Source organism: Cryobacterium sp. M23 (assembly GCF_002929655.1).
GTDB classification, from domain to species: Bacteria; Actinomycetota; Actinomycetes; order Actinomycetales; family Microbacteriaceae; genus Cryobacterium; species Cryobacterium sandaracinum.
In genome coordinates this window covers 52771-74730 of sequence record NZ_PJJV01000064.1, presented here as the reverse complement: position 1 = coordinate 74730, position 21960 = coordinate 52771, and the positions used below count along the sequence as shown (strand labels likewise).

Here is a 21960-nt window from a genome sequence, read left to right as displayed (position 1 = left end):
CCAACTCAGGAGAACCAGCCGGGCCGTGCCGGGCATCCGCACCTATGCCGCACTGACCCGCGGCGGCCGTCTACTGCGGGCGACGAATGTCCTGAGTTAGCCACACACACGGGTCCGGCCAAGCCGCCCCGCGGGCGGCAGCGCCACATTCTTCGTCGGATACGTCGCGGGAACGGCCGGAGAGAGGTCCGTTGCCCTACCGCTGGGGGAAACCGTGCGGGAGGCTATGCAGAATGGACTGCAGACGGTCGAGACGCTCCTGCTCGAGCTTCAGCGCCGTGAACTCCCGGCTTCGGCGCACCGCGGCGACCCCGGCCAGGAAGACCTCCGCCGAGACCTGCGCCGGGACCTCCGCCGAGACCTCCGGCTTCGGCGACACGAACGGGGCGGCCTCGGTGGACAGGCTGTCTGCGAGGCGCAGCCGCGTCGCCGGAGTCAGCTTGTCGGCCTGGCGGAGAAACTGCGCGATGCGGCGGGACAGGCGATCGGGGAGCCGCACAATGTCGACCGTCTGGGCCCAGGCCTCGAGCACGGGCGGCAGCGGGACGGTTCGATCAGTGAGGCGGGGAACCCGCTCGTGCTGGCTGTACGTGCCGGCCAGCAGGTCGCCCAGGCGTTTGGACTTGCTGTTCAGAAGCGCAGTGGTGGCAGCGATGCCGCCGAACGTCAGGTAGATTTCGATGATGCCCAGCAGGGCGCGGATGAACGCGTGGCGCAGCTGGATCGCGCCGCCGTCGTCGCGAACGATGCGGGCGCCGATGGCGAGCTTGCCCAGGGACCGTCCACCGCTGGCCGTTTCGACGGCCATCGGCACGATGAGCAGGCAGACCACCAGGCCTGCGATCCCGAGCGCCCGTCCGAGTGCGTCATCGATTGCCACGCCCGTGAGACCGGCCACAAGAAAGGCCACCCCCAGGAAGAGGAGGATGTAGGCAACATAATCGATGATCGTTCCGGCGGCGCGCAGGATGATGCTGGCCGCCCTTACGTCGAGGGCAACGGCCTCGCCGGTGACCAATTCCTGCTCGCTCCACGAATACTGACCGTGATCGGCCACCTTGCCGGGCTGCTCCATGTCTACTATTAGAGCAGATGGACCTTGACGCATATTCAGCGGCGCACCGCGCCGAGTGGGACCGCCTGGCTGAGCTCGGTACGCAGCGGCGGCTCTCCGGCGCGCAGGCAGACGAGCTGATCGAGCGGTACCAGTCCGGCGCGACCCAGCTGTCGGCGATCAAATCGACCGCCGGTTCGACGCTGGAGGGTGACCGGCTCTCGGTGGCGCTGTCCCGGGCAAGGCTGCGGTTCACGGGGGCGAGCGCGAACGTTGTTTCCCAGATCCCGAGCTTCTTCGTGCTGCAATTGCCGGCCGCGCTCTACCGCCTACGGTGGCTGACCCTTGCCGTGGCGGTGGTGACGATTGTGGTCGCGGGCCTCTACGGTTTCTGGATCTCCGGCAACCCTGAGGCCCTGGCCGCCGTCGGCTCCGACGCCGAGCTGCAGAAACTCGTTAACGAGGACTTCGTCAACTACTATTCGGAGAATCCCGCGGCATCCTTCACCGGCTTGGTCTGGACCAACAACGCGTGGATCGCCGCGCAGGCCATCGCCTTCGGGATCCTCGGCGTCTACGTGCCCTACATCGTGCTGCAGAACGCGCAGAACGTCGGCATCACGGCCGCGGTCATGTTCGCCTACGGCAAGGGCGACGTGTTCTTCCTGTACATTGCACCGCACGGCATGCTCGAACTGACCGCTATTTTCGTGGCCGCGGCAGGTGGACTGCGCATCTTCTGGGCTTGGATCGCCCCCGGGGCCCGCACTCGCGTGCAGGCTTTGGCCGAGGATGCCCGCGCCCTCTCGACGGTGGCCATCGGTCTGGTCTTCGTGCTCTTCGTCTCCGGGGTGATCGAGGGTTTCGTCACCCCTGCCCCGTGGCCGTGGCCGGTGAAGATCGGGATCGGCGCGGCCGCCCTGCTCGCCTTCCTCACCTACAAGCTCGTGCTCGGCCGGCGTGCCGTGCGGGCGGGTGAGACCGGCGACCTGGCCGAATTCGAGGCCGGCAGCACCCGGATCTACGCGGCCTAGCGCCTAGAGCCGGCCGGCGGCCTTGAGCGCGATATAGCGGTCGGCCAGTGCGGGTGGCAGGTCGGCGGGGGAGCCGGTGACGACCTCGGCGCCCTGGCGTCGGATGGCGGCCGAGACCCGGGCCACGTCGAGCAGTGCCCGTTCGGCGGCCGCCGCCCGGTAGATCTCCTCCCGGTCGCCGCGCGGGCGCGTGGCCTCCAGGGTGGTTGGGTCGGTGACGGATGCGACGATCACGGTGTTTCTGCGGGTCAACTGGGGGAGCACCGACAGCAGGGCGCTCGAGGCTCCGGCCGCGTCGATCGACGTGATCAGTACGACCAGGGCCCGGCGGCTCGTCACCGCGCGCACCTCCCCGGGAACGGCCGACCAGTCAGTCTCGATCAGCTCCGGTTCGATCAGGGCCATGGTGTCGACCATGCGCGAAAGGAGCTCCGCTCCCTGCGCACCCTGCACGCGGCCGCGCACTCGACGGTCGTAGGCGATGAAGTCCACGTGGTCGCCGGCCCCGGCCGCCAGCGCGGCGAGCAGCAGCGACGCCTCGAAAGCCGTGTCGAGGCGCGGCTCGTCGTCGATGCGCGCGGCCGAGGTGCGGCCGCTGTCGATCAGGATGACCACCCGGCGGTCCCGTTCGGGGCGCCAGGTGCGCACCATGACGTCGTTGTGCCGGGCCGTGGCCCGCCAGTCGATCGAGCGTACGTCGTCTCCGCGCACGTATTCGCGAATGGAGTCGAACTCGGTGCCCTGGCCGCGCACGAGCAGGCTGGTGCGCCCGTCGAGCTCCTTGAGCCGGGTCATGCGCGACGGCAGGTGCTTGCGCGAGTTGAAGGGCGGAAGCACCCGAATCTGGCCCGGTGCCTGGAGGGTGGCCTGACGGGCCCACAGCCCGAGGGGCCCGAACGAGCGCACCGTGACCTGGTCCACCCGGCGTTCGCCGCGCCGGGTGGGCGTCAGTCGCAGCGACACCAGCCGTCGTTCGCCAGGAGGCAACACCAGCGGCGTGCGGTTGTTGCCCGTCCCGGCCGACGGCTGCCAGGCATCCCGCACCACCATGGTCAGTCGCCGGCCCCCGGTGTTGGTCAGGTACAGGTCGCTCGTCACGCTTTCGCCCAGGCGCACCCGGGAGGGCAGGGTGCGGGAGAGCACGATCTTCCGCGGCGATCCGGCCCGGGCCAGGTCCAGGATGCCGAGACCCACCAGGGCGAGCACCCATAGTCCCAGCACGGCCGTCGCCATCCCCGGGGTACTCCCGAGTAGCACGATCGGCACGACGCCGAGCGCGAGGAGGGCAACGAACCGACCGGTAAGCGTCACTTAGATCGGCACCTGCACCTGGGCCAGCACGGCACGCAGGATCGCGTCCACGGACACGCCCTCGAGTTCCGCCTCCGGCCGCAGCTGCACGCGGTGCCGCCAGACCGGCAGCACCATCGCCTGCACATGGTCGGGGGTGATCGAGTCATAGCCGCTCAGCCAGGCCCACGCCTTGGCCGCGGCGAGAAGCGCGGTCGTGCCGCGCGGGCTGACGCCGAGCTTGACCGACGGGCTGCTTCTCGTTGCGCGGGCCAGGTCGACGATGTAGGCGAGAACGTCCGGACTGGCGCCCACGGATGCCACGGCGGCCTGGGCCGTCTTCAGCTCCTCCGCGCCGAGAACCGCGGTGACGCCTGCACCGGCCAGATCGCGGGGGTTGAAGCCCTCGGCGTGGCGCCGTAGCACCTCGAATTCCGCGTCGCGCTCCGGCACGTCGAGCACGAGCTTGAGCAGGAACCGGTCGAGCTGGGCCTCGGGCAGCGTGTAGGTGCCCTCATATTCGATCGGGTTCATGGTCGCCGCGACGATGAACGGGTCCGGCAGGGGGAGGGAGCGCCCGTCGACGCTGACCTGGCGTTCCTCCATCGCCTCAAGGAGGGCCGACTGGGTCTTCGGCGGGGTGCGGTTGATCTCGTCGGCCAGCAGGATGTTGGTGAAGACGGGGCCCTTGCGGAACTCGAAGTCGCCCACCCGGGCGTCATAGACGAGTGAGCCGGTCACGTCGCCCGGCATCAGGTCCGGCGTGAACTGCACCCGTTTCGTCTCCAGGCTGAGCGAGTGGCTCAGGGACCGCACCAGGAGGGTCTTGGCGACGCCCGGCACACCCTCGAGCAGCACATGGCCGCGGGCGAGCAGCGCGATGATCAGCCCGGTTACCGCGCCGTCCTGTCCGACGACGGCCTTGCCGACCTCGGTGCGGACCTGGGCGAGGGAGCCTCGCAGGGTATCGACAGGGGTATGAGTGCTCATGAGTCCATTCTTCCGGGTGGCAGGGGCGTGGTCGCGCGGGCCGTGGCCCGCTCAATTTCCTGGATGCGGTCGGAGAGGGTGACGAGATCGGAGTCGGATGCCGGGACGGCGTCCACCAGCACGGTCCGAACGTCGGCCGGCGGCCGGTCGACCACGGTGGCCACCATGGCGATCACATCGTCGAGGCTCGCCAGCCGGGACAACCCGACCTGGCCGGCAAGGCGCTGCACGGCGCCGACCCGCAGCGCGTCGAGGGCGCGCAGGCGGGCGTTGCTGCGCGCGTAGAGCCGGGCCCGGCCTTCCATCGTCTCGCTGGCCCGCACGGTGACCGGCAGGTTCTCGGCGACGAGAGGCCCGAAGCGCCGCCCACGCCAGACGGCCGCGGCCACGGTGACCAGCACCAGCAGGATCAGGGTCGGGGTGACCCAACCGGGCGTCAGTTCGCCGAGCGACGGCGTCCCGGTTCCCGGCACATCGGCGATCGTCGGCAGGTACCAGACGAGGTCGTCGCCCGCGCCCAGCAGGTTGAGTGCGAGAGCGGCATTGCCGGCCTGGCCGATCTTCTCGTTGCTGAACAGGGTGCCGTCGGCGAGCAGGGTGAGGGTCCGGTCGGCGGTGGTCTGTTCGACCAGGGCGAAGGCGTTCTCTCCCGAGGTGAAGCATCCGCTCAGCTCGGCGGCGTCGGCCGGGATCGTGAGTGTGGAGCCGCCGGGGGAGAGATTGTCGGCCTTGACCGCGGCCGCGACCGTGCAGGCGGCACGGGACACCGTGGTCTGGGACACGCCGCCGAAGCCCACCGAGGGGGTCAGCGTCTGCAGCGCCAGGAAATCGGGGGAGGCCACCACCGTGCGCGGGGCCAGGGCGGACATCGCGCTCAGCTGGTCGTCGGTGAGGTAGCCGCTCTCGTCGAAGAAGAACACGGTGGGGTCGGCGGCGGCGCCGGCCAGGCTCCGCGCCTCCGCGAGGGTGTCGGCGGCGGTGACGTTGACACCCTGTCGGCGGAGTACCTCGACGAGCGCCCGCGCGCCGGCTGGGGCCGCGCTGTCGGCCTCGAGGGGCTTACCGCCCACGCCGCCGCCCGCAGCGAGGACGGTGCTGACGACGGCGACGATCAGTGCGCCGACGCCGGCGAGCAGCCAGTACCGCGCCCGGCGTCCGGCTTCGCGCAGGGTCGGTGTGGAGGAGACGGCGTTTTCGGCCGACTGTGAGGCCGTTTGTGTGAGAAGACTCATGGCTGCTTCGTCGGGGCTGGATCCTCGAGGTGCGGCGGCCGGGCGGCCCGCAAGACGCTCTCGAGCGCCGCCAGGGCCAGGAAGCGCTGCTCGGTGCCGTCGACCCCCAGGTAGCGCACCCCGTCGAAGAGCTCGGCCGCCTCGCTCAGTCGCACCCGTTCGCCGGGGAAGGCCTCGGCGGCCCGCACCGCGAAGGAGTGCGCGGTGGTGCCCGGCGTCACGATCAGGATGGTGCGCTCGGACAGTCCGCGCGCCAGCGCCCGGAACATCTCGGCACTCGCCAGGTTCCAGTCCCGGTGGGAGGCGGCGGCCAGCGCGGCACGACGCAGGTCGGCGGCGCCGCGACGGTCGTCGACGCCGAAGAGGTCGGACGCGAGCCGGCTGCGCCGGTTGAGCCGGGGCAGGCCGAAAATGAGGAGGGCGGCGACGACCAGGACCACCACGGCCACGGTCAGGAGCAGGGGCACCCAGGCGGCGAAACCGTCGGCCGACGGCGCGGTGAGGGAGGCTAACCAGTCCAGAATCGATGTCGACAACCGGTCGAACCAGGTGGGCTTGGCGGCCTCGTACGGAGCCTTGGCCAGCTCTTCCCGCAGCCACTTCCGCGCTTCGGGCGCGCCGGGATCGACCGGTATCGCCGCCCGGATCACCGTGTGGATGTGCGACCCTGCGATCATGCCCAGGCAGCCTCCGAGGCGTGTGCCGGCTTCGACCGGTAGGGGTCTACACCGACGCCGACGGCCGATTCGACGAATCGGGCCAGCTCGAGGTCGAGGCCTTCCTTGCGCATCCGCAGATCGATGTAGATCAGGGCGGTCGCGGCCGACTGCACCACGGCTGCTACGGCGCCGAGCACGAGGCCGATGAGGATGGTCAGAACGTACAGGATCACTGACGGGAGGTACGCATCGAAGGCGGCGTTCGGGTCGACCACGGAGATGGCGGCACCGAACAGGAGCGACAGCGGCGTCGTCACAATCTGGGAGACGACGTTCACGACCGTCGCGACCAAGAACTGCACGCCGAACGTGCGCCAGAAGTAGCCGCGGGTCAGCGACCAGGACCGCCCCACCGCCGCCCGGATGCCGAGCCGTTCCAACACGATCACGCTCGGCACGAGCGAGGTCTTCGTGAACAGCCAGATGCCGAGCGCGAGAAGGGCGACCGTACCGAGGATGCCGGTGACCACCGCCAGACCCACGCCCGCTCCGCCGAGGGAGACGAAGAACACCACCAGTCCGGCCAGGAGGGCGATGGCCGCGATCAGGGCCGAACTCAGCATCAGGGTCCAGAGCACCAGCGGCCAGAGGCGCGGCAGCACGGCACGCCACAGGGCGCCCAGCCGCAGCTTCTCTCCGAGCGTGGCCCGGGCCACCTCGATCACTATGACGCCCTGCAACAGAGCGGATGCGACCACCGCCAGAGCCAGCGGCACGATGGCCGAGAGCACAATGCTGAGGGTCGCGCCGGCCTCGAGCGCGTCGCGGTCCTCCAGTGGAGAGTTCTCCACCCGTGCGAGCGCGAAGTAGGAGACCAGACCCATGATGACGACGGCGATCAGGGCGACGCCCGCCTGAACGAGCAGCGCGCTGCCGAAGGTCGCCTTCGGGTTGCGGCGCAGAACCTGGAACGGCGCCCACAGCAGGGTTCCGAAACCCAGCGGGCGCAGAGGGATCAGTCCCGGTCTGGGTGGGGGCGTCCAGGTCGGTGGGGGACCCCAGACCGGCGGCGTATTCGCGCCGGGAGCACCGGTCGGTTTTGCCGGGGGCACAAAACCGGCGGGCGCGAGGGGCGGTTTTTGTTCGTCGCCGACCGGGATGCTGCGCCCGTCATCGGTCGGGGAGTGCCAGTTCTGCGGGTCGGTCACGAAACCTATGCTGGCATACCTCGGTGTGGAATGAGCGCGTTGAGCTTTCCTGCGGCGCCGTCGACTACTCTTGAGCCAGTGATTGCATGACTCACCGGGGTATTTTGGGTGACTGAGTGGAAAACGGTTTGATGAACGCACGCATTCTTGTCATAGACGACGATACCGCGCTGGCTGAGATGATCGGCATAGTGCTGCACGCCGAGGGCTTCGAGCCGGTCTTCTGCGCCGACGGCTCCCTGGCCCTGGAGGTCTTTCGCGCCGTCAAGCCCGATCTGGTCCTGCTGGACCTGATGCTGCCCGGCCTCGACGGCATCGAGGTCTGCAGCCTGATCCGCGCCGAATCCGGCACGCCCATCATCATGCTGACCGCGCGAACCGACACGACGGATGTCGTGAAGGGCCTCGAGTCCGGCGCTGACGATTACATGGTCAAGCCGTTCAACCCGAAGGAACTGGTCGCCCGGATCCGCACGCGCCTGCGCCCGATTTCTTCGGAGACCCCCGCCAACCTGCAGATCGGGGATCTGGTCGTCGATGCCGCCGGGCACGAGGTGCGGCGCGGTTCGCGGCAGATCAACCTCACCCCGCTCGAATTCGACCTGCTGCTGGCACTTGCGTCCAAGCCCCAGCAGGTCTTTACCCGGGAAATGCTCCTGGAGCAGGTCTGGGGCTACCACTACAAGGCGGACACCCGCCTCGTCAACGTGCACGTGCAGCGTTTGCGCGCCAAGGTCGAAGACGACCCGGACAACCCTCGCATCGTCATGACGGTGCGCGGGGTCGGCTATCGGGCCGGCGCGGCCGGCTAGGTTCCTCGTGTTCGGTGGCACCGGGTACGACCGCAGCGTTTGGCGGGACTGGCGGGACTGGCAGTACTGGCCGACCAGGATCGGCGGACTGTGGCGTTCTTCGCTGCAGTTCCGCACGGTGACCATCACGGTGGCGCTGTCCGGGATGGCCATCATGGTGGTCGGGGTCTACATCTCCGCGAGTGTGGGCAACGACCTGTTTCAATCAAGACTGAACCAGGTGCTCGTCGACTCGAACCGGGCCACGACCGCCGCCCAGGGCATCTTCGACGCCTCCGACGCCGCGGACCGGGTGGAGGTGCAGACCCTGGTGGGCTCCGCCCGCACCCTGATTACCGCGGCATCCTCGTCCCAGATGATTGCCATCTTCCGGTCTCCCGGGCAGGACGCCTCCACCGTGGCGCCGCAGGACTCCTCGTCATTCGGTGATTCGACCGGCGTGATCACGCCCGCTCTCCGCCTCCAGGTGCAGGAGAAAGCCGGGGAGCAGTTTTGGCAGTCGGTGACGCTTGCGACGGATGACGGCGCGCAGGTTCCCGGCATCGTCGTCGGTTCCCAGCTCACCGTGCCGGTCGCCGGCCGGTACGAGCTGTACATCGGGTACAGCCTGGCCGACGCCGAGGCAACCCTGGCTTTCGTGCAGCGAACCCTCGGCATCGCCGGCCTGGTGCTGATCCTGCTGATCGGCGGGGTGACCTGGATCGTAGTGCGCTTCGTGGTCACCCCGATCCGCGTGGCCGCGGCCACCAGCGCGCGGCTGGCCTCCGGTGACCTCGGCGTGCGCATCCCGGAAAAAGGTGAAGACGTCATCGCGACGCTGGCCCGTTCCTTCAACGGCATGGCGGACAGCCTGCAGAGCCAGATCAAGGAACTCGCCGACCTGTCCGAGGTGCAGCAGCGCTTCGTGTCGGACGTCTCGCACGAGCTGCGCACCCCGCTGACGACGATCCGGCTGGCCGGCGACGTTCTCTATGACCACCGTGCCACGTTCCCGCCGGCGGTCGAACGCACGGCCGAGCTCCTGCACACGCAGGTCGAGCGCTTCGAGCTGCTGCTGAGCGACCTGCTCGAGATCAGCAAATACGACGCCGGGTCGGTGCAGCTGGAGACTGAGCCCACGAACCTGGTGCACCTGGCCGAGGACGCCATCGAAGGGCTGCGCTCGCTCGGCGACTCCGAGGGCACGGTGCTGACCCTGGTGGCACCGGGCGGGCACCTCGACGCGGACGTCGACCCCCGCCGCATCCGCCGCATCATGCACAACCTGATCGGCAACGCCATCGAGCACGGAGAGGGCAAGCCGATCATCGTGTCCGTCGACAGCAACGAGAGCGCGGTGGCCCTGTCGGTGCGCGACTACGGCATGGGTATGAGCCAGGCGGAGATGGCCCACGTTTTCGACCGGTTCTGGCGGGCCGACCCGTCGCGCAAGCGCACCATCGGCGGCACCGGCCTCGGCCTGTCGATCTCCCTCGAAGACGCCGTCGTGCACGGCGGCTGGCTGCAGGTCTGGTCGCACCCGGGGGAGGGGTCGTGCTTCCGGCTGACCCTGCCGCGCAGCGCGAACGGAACGCTGTCGAGCTCGCCGAGCCCGCTGCCCCCGGCCGATGCGGGCGGCGGCACGGCCGCCGGAGAAAAGGGAGGGCACTATGCGTAGTCGAACCCGGATGTTCGCTGGCCTGATCGCGCTCGCGGTGGCCCTGACCGGATGCGCGGGAATCCCGCGCGACGGAGGCGTGCGCGCGGGGCAGACCGTGCAGCCCGGCGCCACCCCGGCACCCGTGTTCCTGCCCTCGCGACCGCAGAAGGAGGCCACCCCCGAGGCGATCCTGCGCGGCTTCATCGACGCGGCGACGAGCCCCGACAACGACTACGCGATAGCGCGGGAGTTCCTGGCTCCGAACTACAGCAGCTCCTGGGAGCCCGACTCCGGGGTGACCATCGACGACGCCACCGGGCGCAGCATCGTCTCCGTCGGCGAGGGTCAGATGCAGTTCTCGGTGAATCCGGTCGCCGAGGTGGATGAGCGCGGCGAGTACCGCGAGGTCGAGTCGCCCACCGCGGTGGCGTTGCGCTACCAGTTCGTGCAGGTCGGCGGCCAGTGGCGCATCGGCGCGGCCCCGAACGGCACGGTCGTCGATCGGAACATCTTTCAAGATGTCTTCACCGCCCAGGCGCTCTACTTCTTCGACCCGGGCTTTAGCTACCTGGTGCCCGATCTGCGCTGGTACCCGCGCAGTGGGGCCACTCTGACGAAGATCGTCAACGGACTGCTGGACGGCCCGAGCCCCTGGTTCACCGGAGCCGTCGTGACGGCGTTCCCCGACGGCACCAAGCTCACCGCCGATGCCGTGCAGGTCATCGCCAGGGACGCCAAGGTCGACCTCAACAGCGAAGCGCTGAACGCCGACCGGGTCACCCTGCAGCGAATGAAGGCCCAACTGTCCAACAGCCTCCCGCCCGGGCTGTCCGCCACCATCACCGTCAACCGCAACCTGCAGGACATCGCCGAGTTGAGTGCGAACGCCCCGACCGTGAATTCCCGCGTCGACGCCCGGGCGCTGATCCTGCGCGAGGGCGAATTCGGATTCCTGGCGGCAAGCGGTTCCTCGATCAGCCCGATCGCCGGATTGTCCGGCTCGATCGTCGCCCTGGACCCGACCTCCGTCACCCTCTCGCCCGGTCAGACCGCGGCCGCCGTGCTGACGGGAACGGGAGTGTACGGCGTCAGGGTCGGTGACGACCCGGTGCAGCTCGATCCCCGCCAGGCGCTGATCGCGCCTGCCATCGACAATTACGGCTTCGTCTGGTCGGTGCCCGCCGCCCGCCCCGGTGAACTGTTCGTGTACGGCCCGAACGGCGAAGCGACCGCCGTCCCTACACCGTGGCCGGAAGCCTCGGCGATCCAGTCGTTGCGCGTGTCGCGGGACGGCACTCGGCTGATCGCCCTGCTCCAGTCGGGCAAGGACAGCCGATTCGTCGTCAGCGCCATCACCCGGGACAAGAGCACCCCGGTCTCTCTGGGCGACGCGGTGCTTCTGGCCGCGCCGGGAGGCACGGCCGTGGACGCGGCCTGGATCGACGAACTCACCGTGGCCTGCCTGACCCGCCTGCCCAGCGGTGAGGGACGGATCGTGGCCTTGCAGCTGGGTGGACTCACCACGCGCCTCGAGTCCGCGCCGGACAGCGTCACCATGGTCGGCAGCAACAACCTGCGCGACCTGCGTGCGCTCTCGTCCACGGGCGGTCTCCTGGTGCAGCGCGGTGCCGGCTGGCAGGAACGACTCGGCGGTGTCACCCTCCTGGCCACCCAGCAGGGCATCGGCGGGTAGCCCCTCCACCGATCGTGCGGAAGCCGGTTCTGCACCGGTTCGAGCCCCGCGCCCGGGCCGGCCGGGCCTGGACCCACGATGGCGGGATGCGCCCTCCAGCCGGCCTATCCCGGGCTGCCCTCGACGCGTGGGCAGTTCTGATGCCCACCGAGTGCAGCGGCTGCGGCATGCCCGACCGGGCCCTGTGCGGGGTCTGCCGGGCAGCCCTGGCACCGCGGGCGCACAGCTCCGAACGATCGGGTGTCCTGGTGTGGTCCGCTTTGGACTACTCCGGCGTGGCCAGGCGGGTCCTGGGAGCGTTCAAGGACGGTGGCCGAACGGATGCCGCCGGCGCGCTGGCCGGTCCGCTCCGGGCCGCCGTGGCTGCGGCGCTGGCCCCCATACCGGAGGGTGCCGGGGTGCACCTCGTGACCGTCCCCTCGTCACAGCAGGCGTGGCGCATCCGTGGCTATCACCCGGTGGAGCTGCTGCTCGGTCACTCGGGGCTCCGGCCGACTCGGTTGCTCCGAACCGTGGGCGAGACGCAGGACCAGGTCGGACTGGGCAGCGCAGAGCGAGGCCGGAATCGCACGGGTTCGCTGGTCGCGAATCGGTCGCTGTCCGGCCTCCGTATCCTGGTCGTCGACGACATCCTGACCACTGGGGCAACCGTGCTCGAGGTGCGACGTGCCCTGCTCGCTGCGGGCGGCGAGGTCGTCGGCGTGGCCACTCTGGCGGAAACACGGCGTCGTTTCCCCGTTGCCGAAAGTTCAGCGAAAACAGATTGACAAAAGGCTGTGACTTATCCGGCGCGCACGGCTACGGTAAGTCGTGAAGGCGCGTAATAATCGCCCGGATACGGGCGGTTCGCCAGATCTGGAGGTCGTCATGGAAATTAACATCGTTGGACGAAACCTAGGGATCACTGATCGTTTCCGCGAGTATGCCACCGAGAAGGCCGAGAAGGTCGCCGGTCTTGCCGAGAAGGCGCTGGCTCTCGAGATCAAGCTGAGTCGCCACCGGGAGAAGAACGGTGCCACGGGCAACGACCGGGTCGAACTGACCCTGATCGGCAAGGGGCCGATCGTGCGAGCCGAAGCCGACGGCTCCGACAAGTACGCGGCGTTCGACGTCGCCCTGGGGCGGTTGCTCGAACGGGTGCGCCGCGCCAAGGACCGCCAGAAGCTGCACCGCGGCGGGGCCCACCGTCCCATCTCGTTGCACGACGCGGCATCCGTCGATTTCAGCGTGGTCGACATCAAACCGGCCGACGCCGAGGTGCTCGAGCGGGTGCGCACCGGAGCAATCCCCGTCGTGAACGCGGAGACGCCGGCAACCGAAGAACCGGACGACGTCTACAACCCCGTCGTCATCCGCCGCAAGGTTTTCGCGGCCGCACCGATGACCGTCGACGACGCCCTCTACTTCATGGAACTCGTCGGCCACGACTTCTACCTGTTCCAGGATGCCGTAACCAAGCGTCCGAGCGTCGTCTACCGTCGCAAGGGCTGGGACTACGGCGTGATCGAGCTGGACGAGAACGCCGATGAGGCCGGGGAGGTCGTGCCGCCCTCCCGGGAGCGCAGCAACTGACCATCTAGCCTTGTTATAGTTGCCGCATGCCGGACGCTATGAGCGTGCGGCAACGACGACAGGCGTGTGCACACGCCGTGACGACTAGTGGAGTGCATTCGTGGCCTCAATTCTGGAAAAAGTACTTCGTGTCGGTGAAGGGCGTCTGCTGCGCCGTCTCGAGCAGTATGCGAAGGCCACCAACGCGCTGGAAGATGACTTCAGCCACCTCACCGATGAGGAGTTGAAGAACGAGACCGTGGTGCTGCGTGAGCGCTATTCGGGCGGTGAGTCGCTGGACGACTTACTGCCCGAGGCGTTCGCCGCCGTGCGTGAAGCCTCGACCCGCACCCTGGGACTGCGCCACTTTGATGTGCAGTTGATGGGCGGGGCGGCCCTGCACCTCGGCAACATCTCCGAAATGAAGACCGGTGAGGGCAAGACCCTCGTGGCCACGACGGCGGCCTACCTGAACGCCATCACCAGCCGCGGCGTGCACATCATCACGGTCAACGACTACCTCGCCAGCTACCAGAGCGAGCTGATGGGTCGCGTGTTCCGTGCCCTCGGCATGACCACCGGCTGCATCCTGTCCGGCCAGACGCCGGCCCAGCGCCACGAGCAGTACCTGGCCGACATCACCTACGGCACGAACAATGAGTTCGGGTTCGACTACCTGCGCGACAACATGGCCTGGCAGTCCTCCGACATGGTGCAGCGCGGGCACTACTTCGCCATCGTCGATGAGGTCGACTCGATCCTGATCGACGAGGCGCGCACGCCCCTGATCATCTCCGGTCCTGCCTCCGGCGAGGCCAACCGCTGGTTCACCGAGTTCGCGAGCCTGTCGACCAAGCTCATCCCCGACGTCGACTTCGAGGTCGACGAGAAGAAGCGCACCGTGGGCGTGCTGGAACCCGGCATCGAAAAGGTCGAGGACTACCTCGGCATCGACAACCTCTACGAGTCCGCGAACACCCCGCTGATCTCCTTCCTGAACAATGCGATCAAGGCCAACGCTCTGTTCAAGAAAGACAAGGACTACGTCGTGATGAACGGCGAGGTGCTGATCGTCGATGAGCACACCGGGCGCATCCTGATGGGCCGTCGCTACAACGAGGGTATCCACCAGGCGATCGAGGCCAAGGAGGGCGTCGCGGTCAAGGCGGAGAACCAGACCCTGGCGACGGTCACCCTGCAGAACTACTTCCGGCTCTACTCGAAGCTGTCCGGCATGACCGGTACCGCGGAGACCGAGGCGGCCGAGTTCATGAGCACGTACAAGCTCGGCGTGGTGTCCATCCCCACGAACAAGCCGATGAAGCGCATCGACCAGTCCGACCTGATCTACAAGAACGAAGAGGCAAAGTTCGGCCAGGTCGTCGAGGATATCGTCGCCCGGCACGAAAAGGGGCAGCCGGTCCTGGTCGGCACGACGAGCGTCGAGAAGAGCGAATACCTGTCGCGCCTGCTCGCCAAGAAGGGCGTTCGGCACGAGGTGCTCAACGCCAAGAACCACGCCCGGGAGGCCGCGATCGTCGCGCAGGCCGGACGCCTGGGCTCGGTGACCGTCGCCACCAACATGGCCGGTCGAGGCACAGACGTCATGCTCGGCGGCAACGCCGAGTTCCTCGCCGTCGCCCAGATGAACGCGAAAGGCCTGAGCCCGGTCGAAACCCCCGAGGACTACGAGACCGCCTGGGACGACGTGTTCGACGCCGTCAAGGCCGAGGTCGCCGTGGAGGCCGCGAAGGTCGTCGACGCCGGCGGCCTCTATGTGCTCGGCACCGAACGGCACGAGTCGCGCCGCATCGACAACCAGCTGCGCGGTCGCAGCGGACGCCAGGGTGACCCGGGCGAGAGCCGCTTCTACCTGTCGCTGACCGACGACCTGATGCGCCTCTTCAACGCCGGCGCCGCCGAGAGCCTGATGGGCCGCCAGGGGATTCCCGACGACATGGCGATCGAATCCAAGGTCGTCAGCCGAGCCATCCGTAGCGCGCAGGCGCAGGTCGAGGGCCGCAACGCCGAGATCCGCAAGAACGTGCTCAAGTATGACGACGTTCTGAACCGTCAGCGCGAGGCGATCTACGGCGACCGCCGGCACATCCTGGAGGGCGACGACCTCCACGAGCGCACGCAGCGCTTCCTGGAAGACGTCGTCGACGAGGTCCTCGAGGTGCACACAGGCGAAGGCAACGGCGACGACTGGGACTTCGATGCCCTGTGGACCGAGCTCAAGACGCTGTACCCGGTGGGACTGACCATTGACGAGGTCGTCGCCGAGGCCGGCAACCGCGGCAAGATCAACCGCGACTTCATGCGCCGTGAGATTCTCTCGGATGCCAAGGTCGCTTACCTGCACCGAGAAGAGTCGCTGGGTTCACCGGCGATGCGTGAACTCGAGCGCCGCGTCGTCTTGTCGGTCATCGACCGCCGCTGGCGCGAGCACCTTTACGAGATGGACTATCTGAAGGACGGCATCGGCCTGCGCGCCATGGCCCAGCGCGACCCCCTGGTGGAGTACCAGCGCGAGGGCTTCGTCATGTTCCAGCAGATGATGGGCCAGATCCGCGAGGAGACCGTCGGTTTCCTGTTCAACCTCGAGGTCGAGGTCAGCCAGGCCCCCGGCGCCGTCGCCGGTCCCATCGTCGCCGCCAAGGGGCTCGCCGCGGCCGCGGCCGCGGGTGAGAAGCTCAGCTACACCGCCCCGAGCGATTCGGGCGGAGTCGAGGTACGCAACCAGCGCGGACAGATCCAGCAGGCCGCTACCGACCGTGCCCGCCGGGTGAGCGCCGCGGCTCCCGCCGATGAGGCGGAGACGGACGTGGTGGCCGGACCGCCCCAGCGCGGTGCGTTCGGCCAGCGCGGCGACGACTCGAAGCCCGCTCCGGTCAATCGCTCCGAACGGCGCGCTCAGGGCAAGAAGTAGCCCGGTCAGGTCCGTGCGCCTTCATCGAACGGTGGAGGCGCTCCCGGAGACCAGAGCCGCCCGCACCGCGTGGACGCCGTTCATCACGGCGGGGTTCCGCGTCCGGCAAGCGAATTCGACGGAGATTCTCGGATGAAACTGCTTTTTCGGAGTTTTTAGGGTCGATTCCGGCGAAATCTCCGTCGAATTCGTTCGGGCTGCGCGGCGGAGTTCGACGGGGATCCGAACCGCTCGAGCGCTGCCGCGCATCCGGCGGGTCTTGTGGCCAGCATGGGAGAATCGACCCGCCGGGCCGGACCTCCGCGCTGGTCCCGCGCTGATCCGCAGCGGTCACACACGTTCGAGTCGCGTCGCGGTTCACTGCGCGCCTACCTCGGCAGTGGGAACAATCCCCTCGGAGCGCGCCCCCGGGGCGAGGGCTCATTTCTCCCGCGGAGCCGGCTGTCACAACACGTTGATGGCGCTGGCCCGCCAGCGTTGGTCCATTCCTTCCAGGCGCAGGGCCACGGCGCGAACGCGAACCTTACTGTGCACCATCACGACGGCCTCGATCACGCCGTCTCGCGGCTCGGAAATCGTGACCCGCCCGATCGTGAACGCGGGCCGCTGGGCCCTCTGCCCCTTGACGGCGCGCGCCCGTGCCGAGAGCACCACCCGTTTCAGCAGGTGCCGGTAAACGTCGTCGCTGACCCACCGGGCGAGCTGGTCGAGCTCTCGGGCGCCGGCAAGCACCTCGATCACGCAGCGGGTGAGGTTGATCAGCAGCGGCTCCGGGTCTGGCAGCTGGTCCCTGCTGCTCGGTTGGTGGCCGAAGAAGTCGTCTTGGACGAACTTGTTGTCCCTTGACCGGGGTTGGCGTGCCGGGGTGTTGGCTGGATCGCTCATGACTCCTCCGAGGTGCGTGAGTCCGCTGCCGGCGGCACACCTGCCGTGGCAATCGGGTGGTTCAAGGGGTTCGGGTGGATCCGGCGTGCGATGGAGCAGACATTCGGTGGAGCAGGTGTTGGCGAGGGTCAGACACCCCCACGCGGGGGGTACGGGCCGTGCTCGACACTCAATCAGCCGGGGACGGTGGTGTCGAGTGCTTTTAAGACCTGTGGATAACCCGGGCAGGATGTTGGTCGTGCGGGCTAACTTCGGGACTGTGCGCTGGGACAACCTGTTCGACGACCTCGAGGGGCAGCTCGAACACGAGTTGCACGCCGAGGAGATCGACCTGCGCGCCGAAGAAGAACGGTTGCGGCTGGGGCGCTTGTCTCTGCGTAACCGATTGACCAGCCTCGCGCGCACTCCCGACGTCGCCGCAGATCCCCGGAAAGGATCAGAGCCCTGGACCGGGTCGGTCCCCGGTGCGGGTGTGCTGCGGATCGTGCTCGCGACGGGGGAGACGATCGCCGTGCGGCCGACCACATTCGGGCGGGATTGGCTGGCGGGTGACCTGCTGGACTCCGTCTCCGCCGGTTCCCAGTGCGTGCTCCCGCTGGCCGCCGTGGCCGGGGTCGTCCTGCACCGGGGGGAGATCCCCGGATCGCTCGGCACCGAGCCCGAATCCGCAGCCCGGGTCGTGGACCGCATCGGCCTGGCGTTCGTGTTGCGAGACCTCTGCCGACGGCGCTCCAACGTGGAGGTGCACACCCGTGCCGGTGTGCTCCCCGGCACCATCGACCGGGTGGGCCGGGACCACATCGACCTGGCCCTGCACGCGCCGGGTACCCTGCGCCGCGAAGCGGAGGTGCACCAGTACCGCATCGTGCCGGTGGCCGAGATCCAGCTCGTTCGGCTGCCCTAACCCGCTGCCCTAACCCTCTGCCCTAACCGTCCGCGCCAACCGTCCGCGCCAACCGTCCGCGCTGAGCCGCCGTGTCTTTCGCGTTCACAGCCCGCAGCAACTCGTCCGAACGAATTCGACGGAGATTTGAGTCTGAACAGCTTGTTTGGGCTTGGGGTGACCCGTGGTTTCCGGACTGGGTCCGTAGTTTCATTATGCGACCAGGGTCAACTCTGCCAGTCGCTCGTGTGGTGTGGCATAGTTCAGGGTTTGGTGTAGGCGGGCCGTGTTGAAGTGGTGGATGTAGCTGATCACTTCGGCTCTCGCGGCTCTGCGGGTTGTGAAGGTGCGCCAGTTGAGTCGTTCGCTCTTGAGTTTTGAGAAGAACGTTTCGGCGGCAGCGTTGTCCCAGCACTGCATCCGGGCGCCCATGGAGCGGAGGATGCCGTGCGTGCCGCAGTACTTCGTGAACCGTTTCGAGCGGTATTGAACGCCGTGATCGGAGTGGAAGACGGCGCCGGGCTTCACATGCCCGGTCTCGATGGCCATGTTCATCGCCCGGGTGATCAGCTGGGTCGTCATCCGGGTTCCCGTCGCGTGGCCGAGGACGGCCCGTGAGGCAAGGTCGATGACGGTGGCAACGTAGAGCCAGCCCTGCTGGGTGTGAACGTAGGTGATGTCGCCGACCATGATCGCCCCGGGCGTCAGGGAACTGAAGTCGCGCAAGAGCAGATCGGCGGGGTCGGAGACGCGCTGGGACCGGCGGTTGGCGACCTTGAAAGCGCGTGCTGCGGCGGGTGAGATCAGCCCGAGGCCCCGCATGATGCCGGCCACGGTCTTCCGGTCCACGATCATGTTCTGGCGGGCCAACGCGGCGGTTACCTTCCGGTATCCGGCCGCGCCCGCGGAGACGGCGAACGCGGTGATCACGTGCTCGGTCACCACGTCATGCCGACGCTGAGCCGGAGACAGCTCCCGGTCCACCCACTCATAAAAACCGGACGTGGACACGGCCAGCTTCCGGCAGAGATACGAAACGGGCAGGTCGGCCTTCAACCGGGCGATCAATTCGAACCGTTCTCGCGTTGATCGAGCTCCCTGAAGAAGGCCTGCGCTTTTTTCTGGAAGTCCAGATCCCGCCGCAGACTCACGTTCTCCTTCTCCAGGTCCCGGATCCGTTTCCGGGCCTCCGGTGTGAGCTCCCCGCCCGGATCGATTCGCTCGAGCTTGGCATCGTTGACCCACTTCCACAGGGTCCGGTGATCGACGCCGATTTCCTCAGCGACTTTCACAATCGATTTCCCACTCACCTCCACACGGGCAAGGGCCTCCGCCCGGAGCTCGGGCGTGTACCGCCCATATTTTCGCTGTGCCATAAGTCCATCCAATCTCAACTTCTCAGAAAGACTGTCCGGAAACCACGGGTCACCCCAGCTCGAGAACGGTTGTTTGACCAAGAATCTCCGTCGAATTGGTTCAACGCCGGGGACAGCGGTCCGCCGTGATGGACACCCCCCCCGTGCGGTCAGCCCTGACCCTCCGGGAGCGGCACAACCACACGACGAGGATTCATCAATCTAGCCGGGTCAGTCGTCGGGACGGATGATCGTGCCGCCGGAAAGCTCGGGGATGTTCCCGAAGTCGGACTGCTGCCACAGCGACATGCGCCGGGCCTCTTCGTACTTGGCCTCGATGAAAGACTCGAGCACGACCCGTTCGACCCGCCACACGCCCGCGCTGCCGGCCCCGATCGTGCCTGCGCCGCCCGCCGGGGTGCTCTGGGTGCCGAGCCGGATGGCCGGCAGCTCACCGGTGCGCACCAGCTCCAGCACCTCGGCCACCGTCAACGAGAGGATCTCCGCGGTGTCGGCCAGGGTGAGGAATCGGCCCACACTGGAAGCAGCCCCGGAATCGTTCATGGATCGATTATCCGTCGGCGGGCGGGCCCTAATCGGGGCGGAGTGAGGCTGTGGATAACTTTCCCGCGTGGGGGCGAAGACGACCACGATGGACGTCGAGGCGGATTCCCGGGTCAAACGGAGTTTCGAGTCGAAACTATTGAGTCGGCACCATCGATTCGGCTCCATCGAGTCAGCACCAATTGAGTCAGTATTGGGGAGGCAGGCGCCCGTGAGCAAGACCGCCAGGAACGCACGACCGAAATTCTGGTTCGATCCGCGATTCGCGATCGGGCTGGCGCTCGTGGTCGCCGCCGTCGGAGGCGTCTATCTGATCGTCTCCGCCGCCGACCGGTCCACGGCGGTGTTCACCGCGCGCTCGGCGCTCGCCGTCGGGGACCGAGTGGAGGCATCCGACCTCGTGGCCACGCAGGTGCGGCTTGGTGTAACGGGAGACCTGTACGTGACCCCCGACGGGCTGCCGGATGACGGGCTGGTCGTCACCCGCACGATCGCCGCCGGGGAACTCGTGCCTGCGTCCGCGGTCGGGCGCACCGCCGGCACCGAGGTCACGAGCGTGGTCGTTGAGCTGACCAGCGCCCTGGCCTCGAACATCGGTCCCGGCTCCGTGGTCGACGTCTGGTCCGCCCGCAAAACGGTCCCGAACACGTTCGGGCCGCCGACGGTGCTCGTCGACCAGGCCGCGGTCGTGCGTCTGGTCGAGCCCACGGGGCTCGTGGCGGGCGGCGGCATCCGAACACTTGAGATCCTGGTGCCGAAGGGAGCCGTCGCGGCGGTGCTGGAGTCCATCGCGAACCGCGACGCCATCGCGGTCGTGCCCGTCAACGCACCGCTGGAGAAGTAAACGTGGCTACCATCGCACTGGCACTCGACCGGAACACCGAAGACCGTCTGCTGATCGACATCATCGAGCAGGGCCATGTGATCGTGGCGCGTTCGACGACTGCGGGCGAAGTGATCCTCGCCCTGCGGAGGCGCGCGCCCGAGTTGGTGATCGTTGGAGCCGGCCGCAGCACGCTCACGGCCGAGCTGATCACCGCCTGCGACGCCCACGGCGCCCGGGTGATCGCACTCGCCGCCAACGACCAGGACCGGCGCAATGCGGCCGGGCTCGGCCTCTTCGACGTGGTCGACGCCGCCGCCGATTGGGCCGAGACTGAGGCGCTGATCGGCGCCGGGGTCGCCATTCCGCTGCGGGTCGGCGATCCGGCGGGCTTGCCCGGCACAAAACGGCAGGGCACGGTCATCGCCGTCTGGGGGCCGGCCGGCGCCCCGGGGCGCACCACTCTGGCGATCAACATCGCGGCGGAGATCGCCGCTGCCGGGCATACCGTCGCCCTGGCGGACATCGACACCTACAGCGGTTCGGTGGCGCCGAGCCTGGGGATGCTCGACGAGGCGCCGGGCTTCGCCGCTGCGTGCCGCCTGGCCGGCTCGGACAGCTTCACCCGGTCCGAATTTGAGCGCATCGCGCAGCGCTACAACTCACCGCAGGGAGCCTTCTGGGTGCTCACCGGCATCGGGCGGCCATCCCGCTGGCCTGAGCTCTCCACCGAGCGGGTGACGCGCACCATCAACGCGCTCCGTATCTGGGTCGACTACGTCGTGCTCGACACCGGGTTCAGCCTTGAGAGCGACGAGGAGATCTCCAGTGACCTGTTCGCCCCGCGCCGCAACGCGGCCACCCTGACGGGCCTCGGACTGGCTGACCACGTCGTCGCCTGCGGCCTCGCCGACCCGGTCGGGATGGCCCGGTTCCTGCGCGCCTGGGTGGACCTGGCCGAGGTGGTCACGACCGATCAGGTCAGCGTGGTCATGAACCGGGTGCGCCGGGGCGCGGTCGGGCTGGATGCGAACGGGCAGGTCGTGTCGGCGCTCCGCCGGTTCGGCGGCATCGAGTCGCCGATCCTGGTGCCGCAGGACCAGGTGTCCACGGATGCGGCCATCGTCGCCGGGCGCACGCTGCGGGATGCCGCGCCGAAGTCCCCGGCGCGCACCAGCATCCGTCGCTTCGTGCGCACTGAGCTGCTGCCGGTGCCCGCGCCCGCCACGGGGCGACGGCGCCGGGAATCGAGATGGCGCCGGCCAGCGGTGGCCACCTGAGCCCACCGTCGGCGTCGAATCCCGCGTCGAACCCCGCGTCGACTTCGACCCTTGTGCCAACCCCGGTGCGGAAGGC

The 21960-nt window shown here is 68.3% G+C and carries 20 protein-coding genes; 10 read left to right on the top strand and 10 right to left on the bottom strand.

The genetic code is table 11. From position 1 onward, the window contains the following. Positions 1 to 196: 196 nt before the first annotated feature. The gene (locus CXY82_RS06785; RefSeq protein WP_104170240.1) at positions 197 to 1075 is read right to left on the bottom strand and encodes an RDD family protein; all 879 of its coding nucleotides are present in this window, start codon (positions 1073 to 1075) and stop codon (positions 197 to 199) included. Positions 1076 to 1092: 17 nt separating this feature from the next. Between CXY82_RS06785 and CXY82_RS06780 the strand changes: the two genes are divergently transcribed. Then, positions 1093 to 2088, top strand: a complete 996-nt coding sequence (locus CXY82_RS06780) for a stage II sporulation protein M (protein ID WP_104170239.1) — start codon at positions 1093 to 1095, stop codon at positions 2086 to 2088. A 3-nt stretch (positions 2089 to 2091) separates the two neighbouring features. On the opposite strand, the gene CXY82_RS06775 is transcribed toward CXY82_RS06780, so the two are convergent. The 5 genes from CXY82_RS06775 to CXY82_RS06755 are packed head-to-tail and all read right to left on the bottom strand — an operon-like array spanning position 2092 to position 7467. Further along, positions 2092 to 3399, bottom strand: coding sequence for a DUF58 domain-containing protein (locus CXY82_RS06775; protein ID WP_104170238.1), 1308 nt, complete (start codon positions 3397 to 3399; stop codon positions 2092 to 2094). Next, the gene (locus CXY82_RS06770) at positions 3400 to 4368 is read right to left on the bottom strand and encodes a MoxR family ATPase (protein WP_104099840.1); all 969 of its coding nucleotides are present in this window, start codon (positions 4366 to 4368) and stop codon (positions 3400 to 3402) included. It lies immediately after the preceding gene. Beyond that, positions 4365 to 5600, bottom strand: a complete 1236-nt coding sequence (locus CXY82_RS06765; protein ID WP_104170237.1) for a DUF4350 domain-containing protein — start codon at positions 5598 to 5600, stop codon at positions 4365 to 4367. The genes CXY82_RS06770 and CXY82_RS06765 overlap by 4 nt, the downstream gene beginning before the upstream one ends. Beyond that, a complete protein-coding gene (locus CXY82_RS06760) occupies positions 5597 to 6277 on the bottom strand; it encodes a DUF4129 domain-containing protein (RefSeq protein ID WP_104170236.1) in 681 nt (226 codons plus the stop codon). Before CXY82_RS06760 ends, CXY82_RS06765 begins: the two co-directional genes overlap by 4 nt. After that, a complete protein-coding gene (locus tag CXY82_RS06755) occupies positions 6274 to 7467 on the bottom strand; it encodes a hypothetical protein (RefSeq protein WP_104170235.1) in 1194 nt (397 codons plus the stop codon). The genes CXY82_RS06760 and CXY82_RS06755 overlap by 4 nt, the downstream gene beginning before the upstream one ends. Before the next feature lie 131 nt (positions 7468 to 7598). On the opposite strand from CXY82_RS06755, the gene mtrA reads away from it, so the two are divergent. The 6 genes from mtrA (at position 7599) to secA (ending at position 16094) form a co-directional block, all read left to right on the top strand. Then, on the top strand, positions 7599 to 8279 hold the full coding sequence (gene mtrA, locus CXY82_RS06750; RefSeq protein ID WP_104170234.1) for an MtrAB system response regulator MtrA: 681 nt from the start codon (positions 7599 to 7601) through the stop codon (positions 8277 to 8279). Positions 8280 to 8286: 7 nt separating this feature from the next. After that, positions 8287 to 9936, top strand: a complete 1650-nt coding sequence (gene mtrB / locus CXY82_RS06745) for an MtrAB system histidine kinase MtrB (RefSeq protein WP_104170233.1) — start codon at positions 8287 to 8289, stop codon at positions 9934 to 9936. Next, entirely contained in the window at positions 9929 to 11611 is a 1683-nt protein-coding gene (locus tag CXY82_RS06740; protein ID WP_158252002.1) for an LpqB family beta-propeller domain-containing protein, read from the top strand. The genes mtrB and CXY82_RS06740 overlap by 8 nt, the downstream gene beginning before the upstream one ends. Positions 11612 to 11697: 86 nt before the next feature. Further along, entirely contained in the window at positions 11698 to 12378 is a 681-nt protein-coding gene (locus tag CXY82_RS06735) for a ComF family protein (protein WP_233199236.1), read from the top strand. A 100-nt stretch (positions 12379 to 12478) separates the two neighbouring features. Continuing rightward, positions 12479 to 13183, top strand: a complete 705-nt coding sequence (gene hpf / locus CXY82_RS06730) for a ribosome hibernation-promoting factor, HPF/YfiA family (protein ID WP_104099847.1) — start codon at positions 12479 to 12481, stop codon at positions 13181 to 13183. A 100-nt stretch (positions 13184 to 13283) separates the two neighbouring features. Further along, entirely contained in the window at positions 13284 to 16094 is a 2811-nt protein-coding gene (secA, locus tag CXY82_RS06725) for a preprotein translocase subunit SecA (protein WP_104170231.1), read from the top strand. A 444-nt stretch (positions 16095 to 16538) separates the two neighbouring features. On the opposite strand, the gene CXY82_RS06720 is transcribed toward secA, so the two are convergent. Further along, entirely contained in the window at positions 16539 to 16979 is a 441-nt protein-coding gene (locus CXY82_RS06720) for an Rv3235 family protein (RefSeq protein ID WP_233193995.1), read from the bottom strand. Between the two features lie 238 nt (positions 16980 to 17217). Between CXY82_RS06720 and CXY82_RS06715 the strand changes: the two genes are divergently transcribed. Next, a complete protein-coding gene (locus CXY82_RS06715) occupies positions 17218 to 17883 on the top strand; it encodes a hypothetical protein (protein WP_233199235.1) in 666 nt (221 codons plus the stop codon). 192 nt (positions 17884 to 18075) lie between these two features. On the opposite strand, the gene CXY82_RS06710 is transcribed toward CXY82_RS06715, so the two are convergent. The 3 genes from CXY82_RS06710 to CXY82_RS06700 all read right to left on the bottom strand — a co-directional run bounded on the left by CXY82_RS06710 (position 18076) and on the right by CXY82_RS06700 (position 19781). Continuing rightward, positions 18076 to 18930, bottom strand: a complete 855-nt coding sequence (locus CXY82_RS06710) for an IS3 family transposase (RefSeq protein WP_199180897.1) — start codon at positions 18928 to 18930, stop codon at positions 18076 to 18078. After that, entirely contained in the window at positions 18927 to 19238 is a 312-nt protein-coding gene (locus CXY82_RS06705) for a transposase (protein ID WP_104170229.1), read from the bottom strand. The genes CXY82_RS06710 and CXY82_RS06705 overlap by 4 nt, the downstream gene beginning before the upstream one ends. Positions 19239 to 19448: 210 nt before the next feature. Next, positions 19449 to 19781, bottom strand: coding sequence for a helix-turn-helix domain-containing protein (locus CXY82_RS06700; protein ID WP_104170228.1), 333 nt, complete (start codon positions 19779 to 19781; stop codon positions 19449 to 19451). Between the two features lie 211 nt (positions 19782 to 19992). On the opposite strand from CXY82_RS06700, the gene CXY82_RS06695 reads away from it, so the two are divergent. Together CXY82_RS06695 and CXY82_RS06690 are read left to right on the top strand one after the other, a co-directional pair. After that, the gene (locus CXY82_RS06695) at positions 19993 to 20625 is read left to right on the top strand and encodes a hypothetical protein (RefSeq protein WP_104170227.1); all 633 of its coding nucleotides are present in this window, start codon (positions 19993 to 19995) and stop codon (positions 20623 to 20625) included. Positions 20626 to 20627: 2 nt separating this feature from the next. Continuing rightward, positions 20628 to 21884 carry a regulator gene (locus tag CXY82_RS06690; protein WP_199180894.1) on the top strand — a complete coding sequence of 419 codons (1257 nt, stop codon included), beginning with the start codon at positions 20628 to 20630 and terminating at the stop codon, positions 21882 to 21884. Positions 21885 to 21960: the final 76 nt, after the last annotated feature.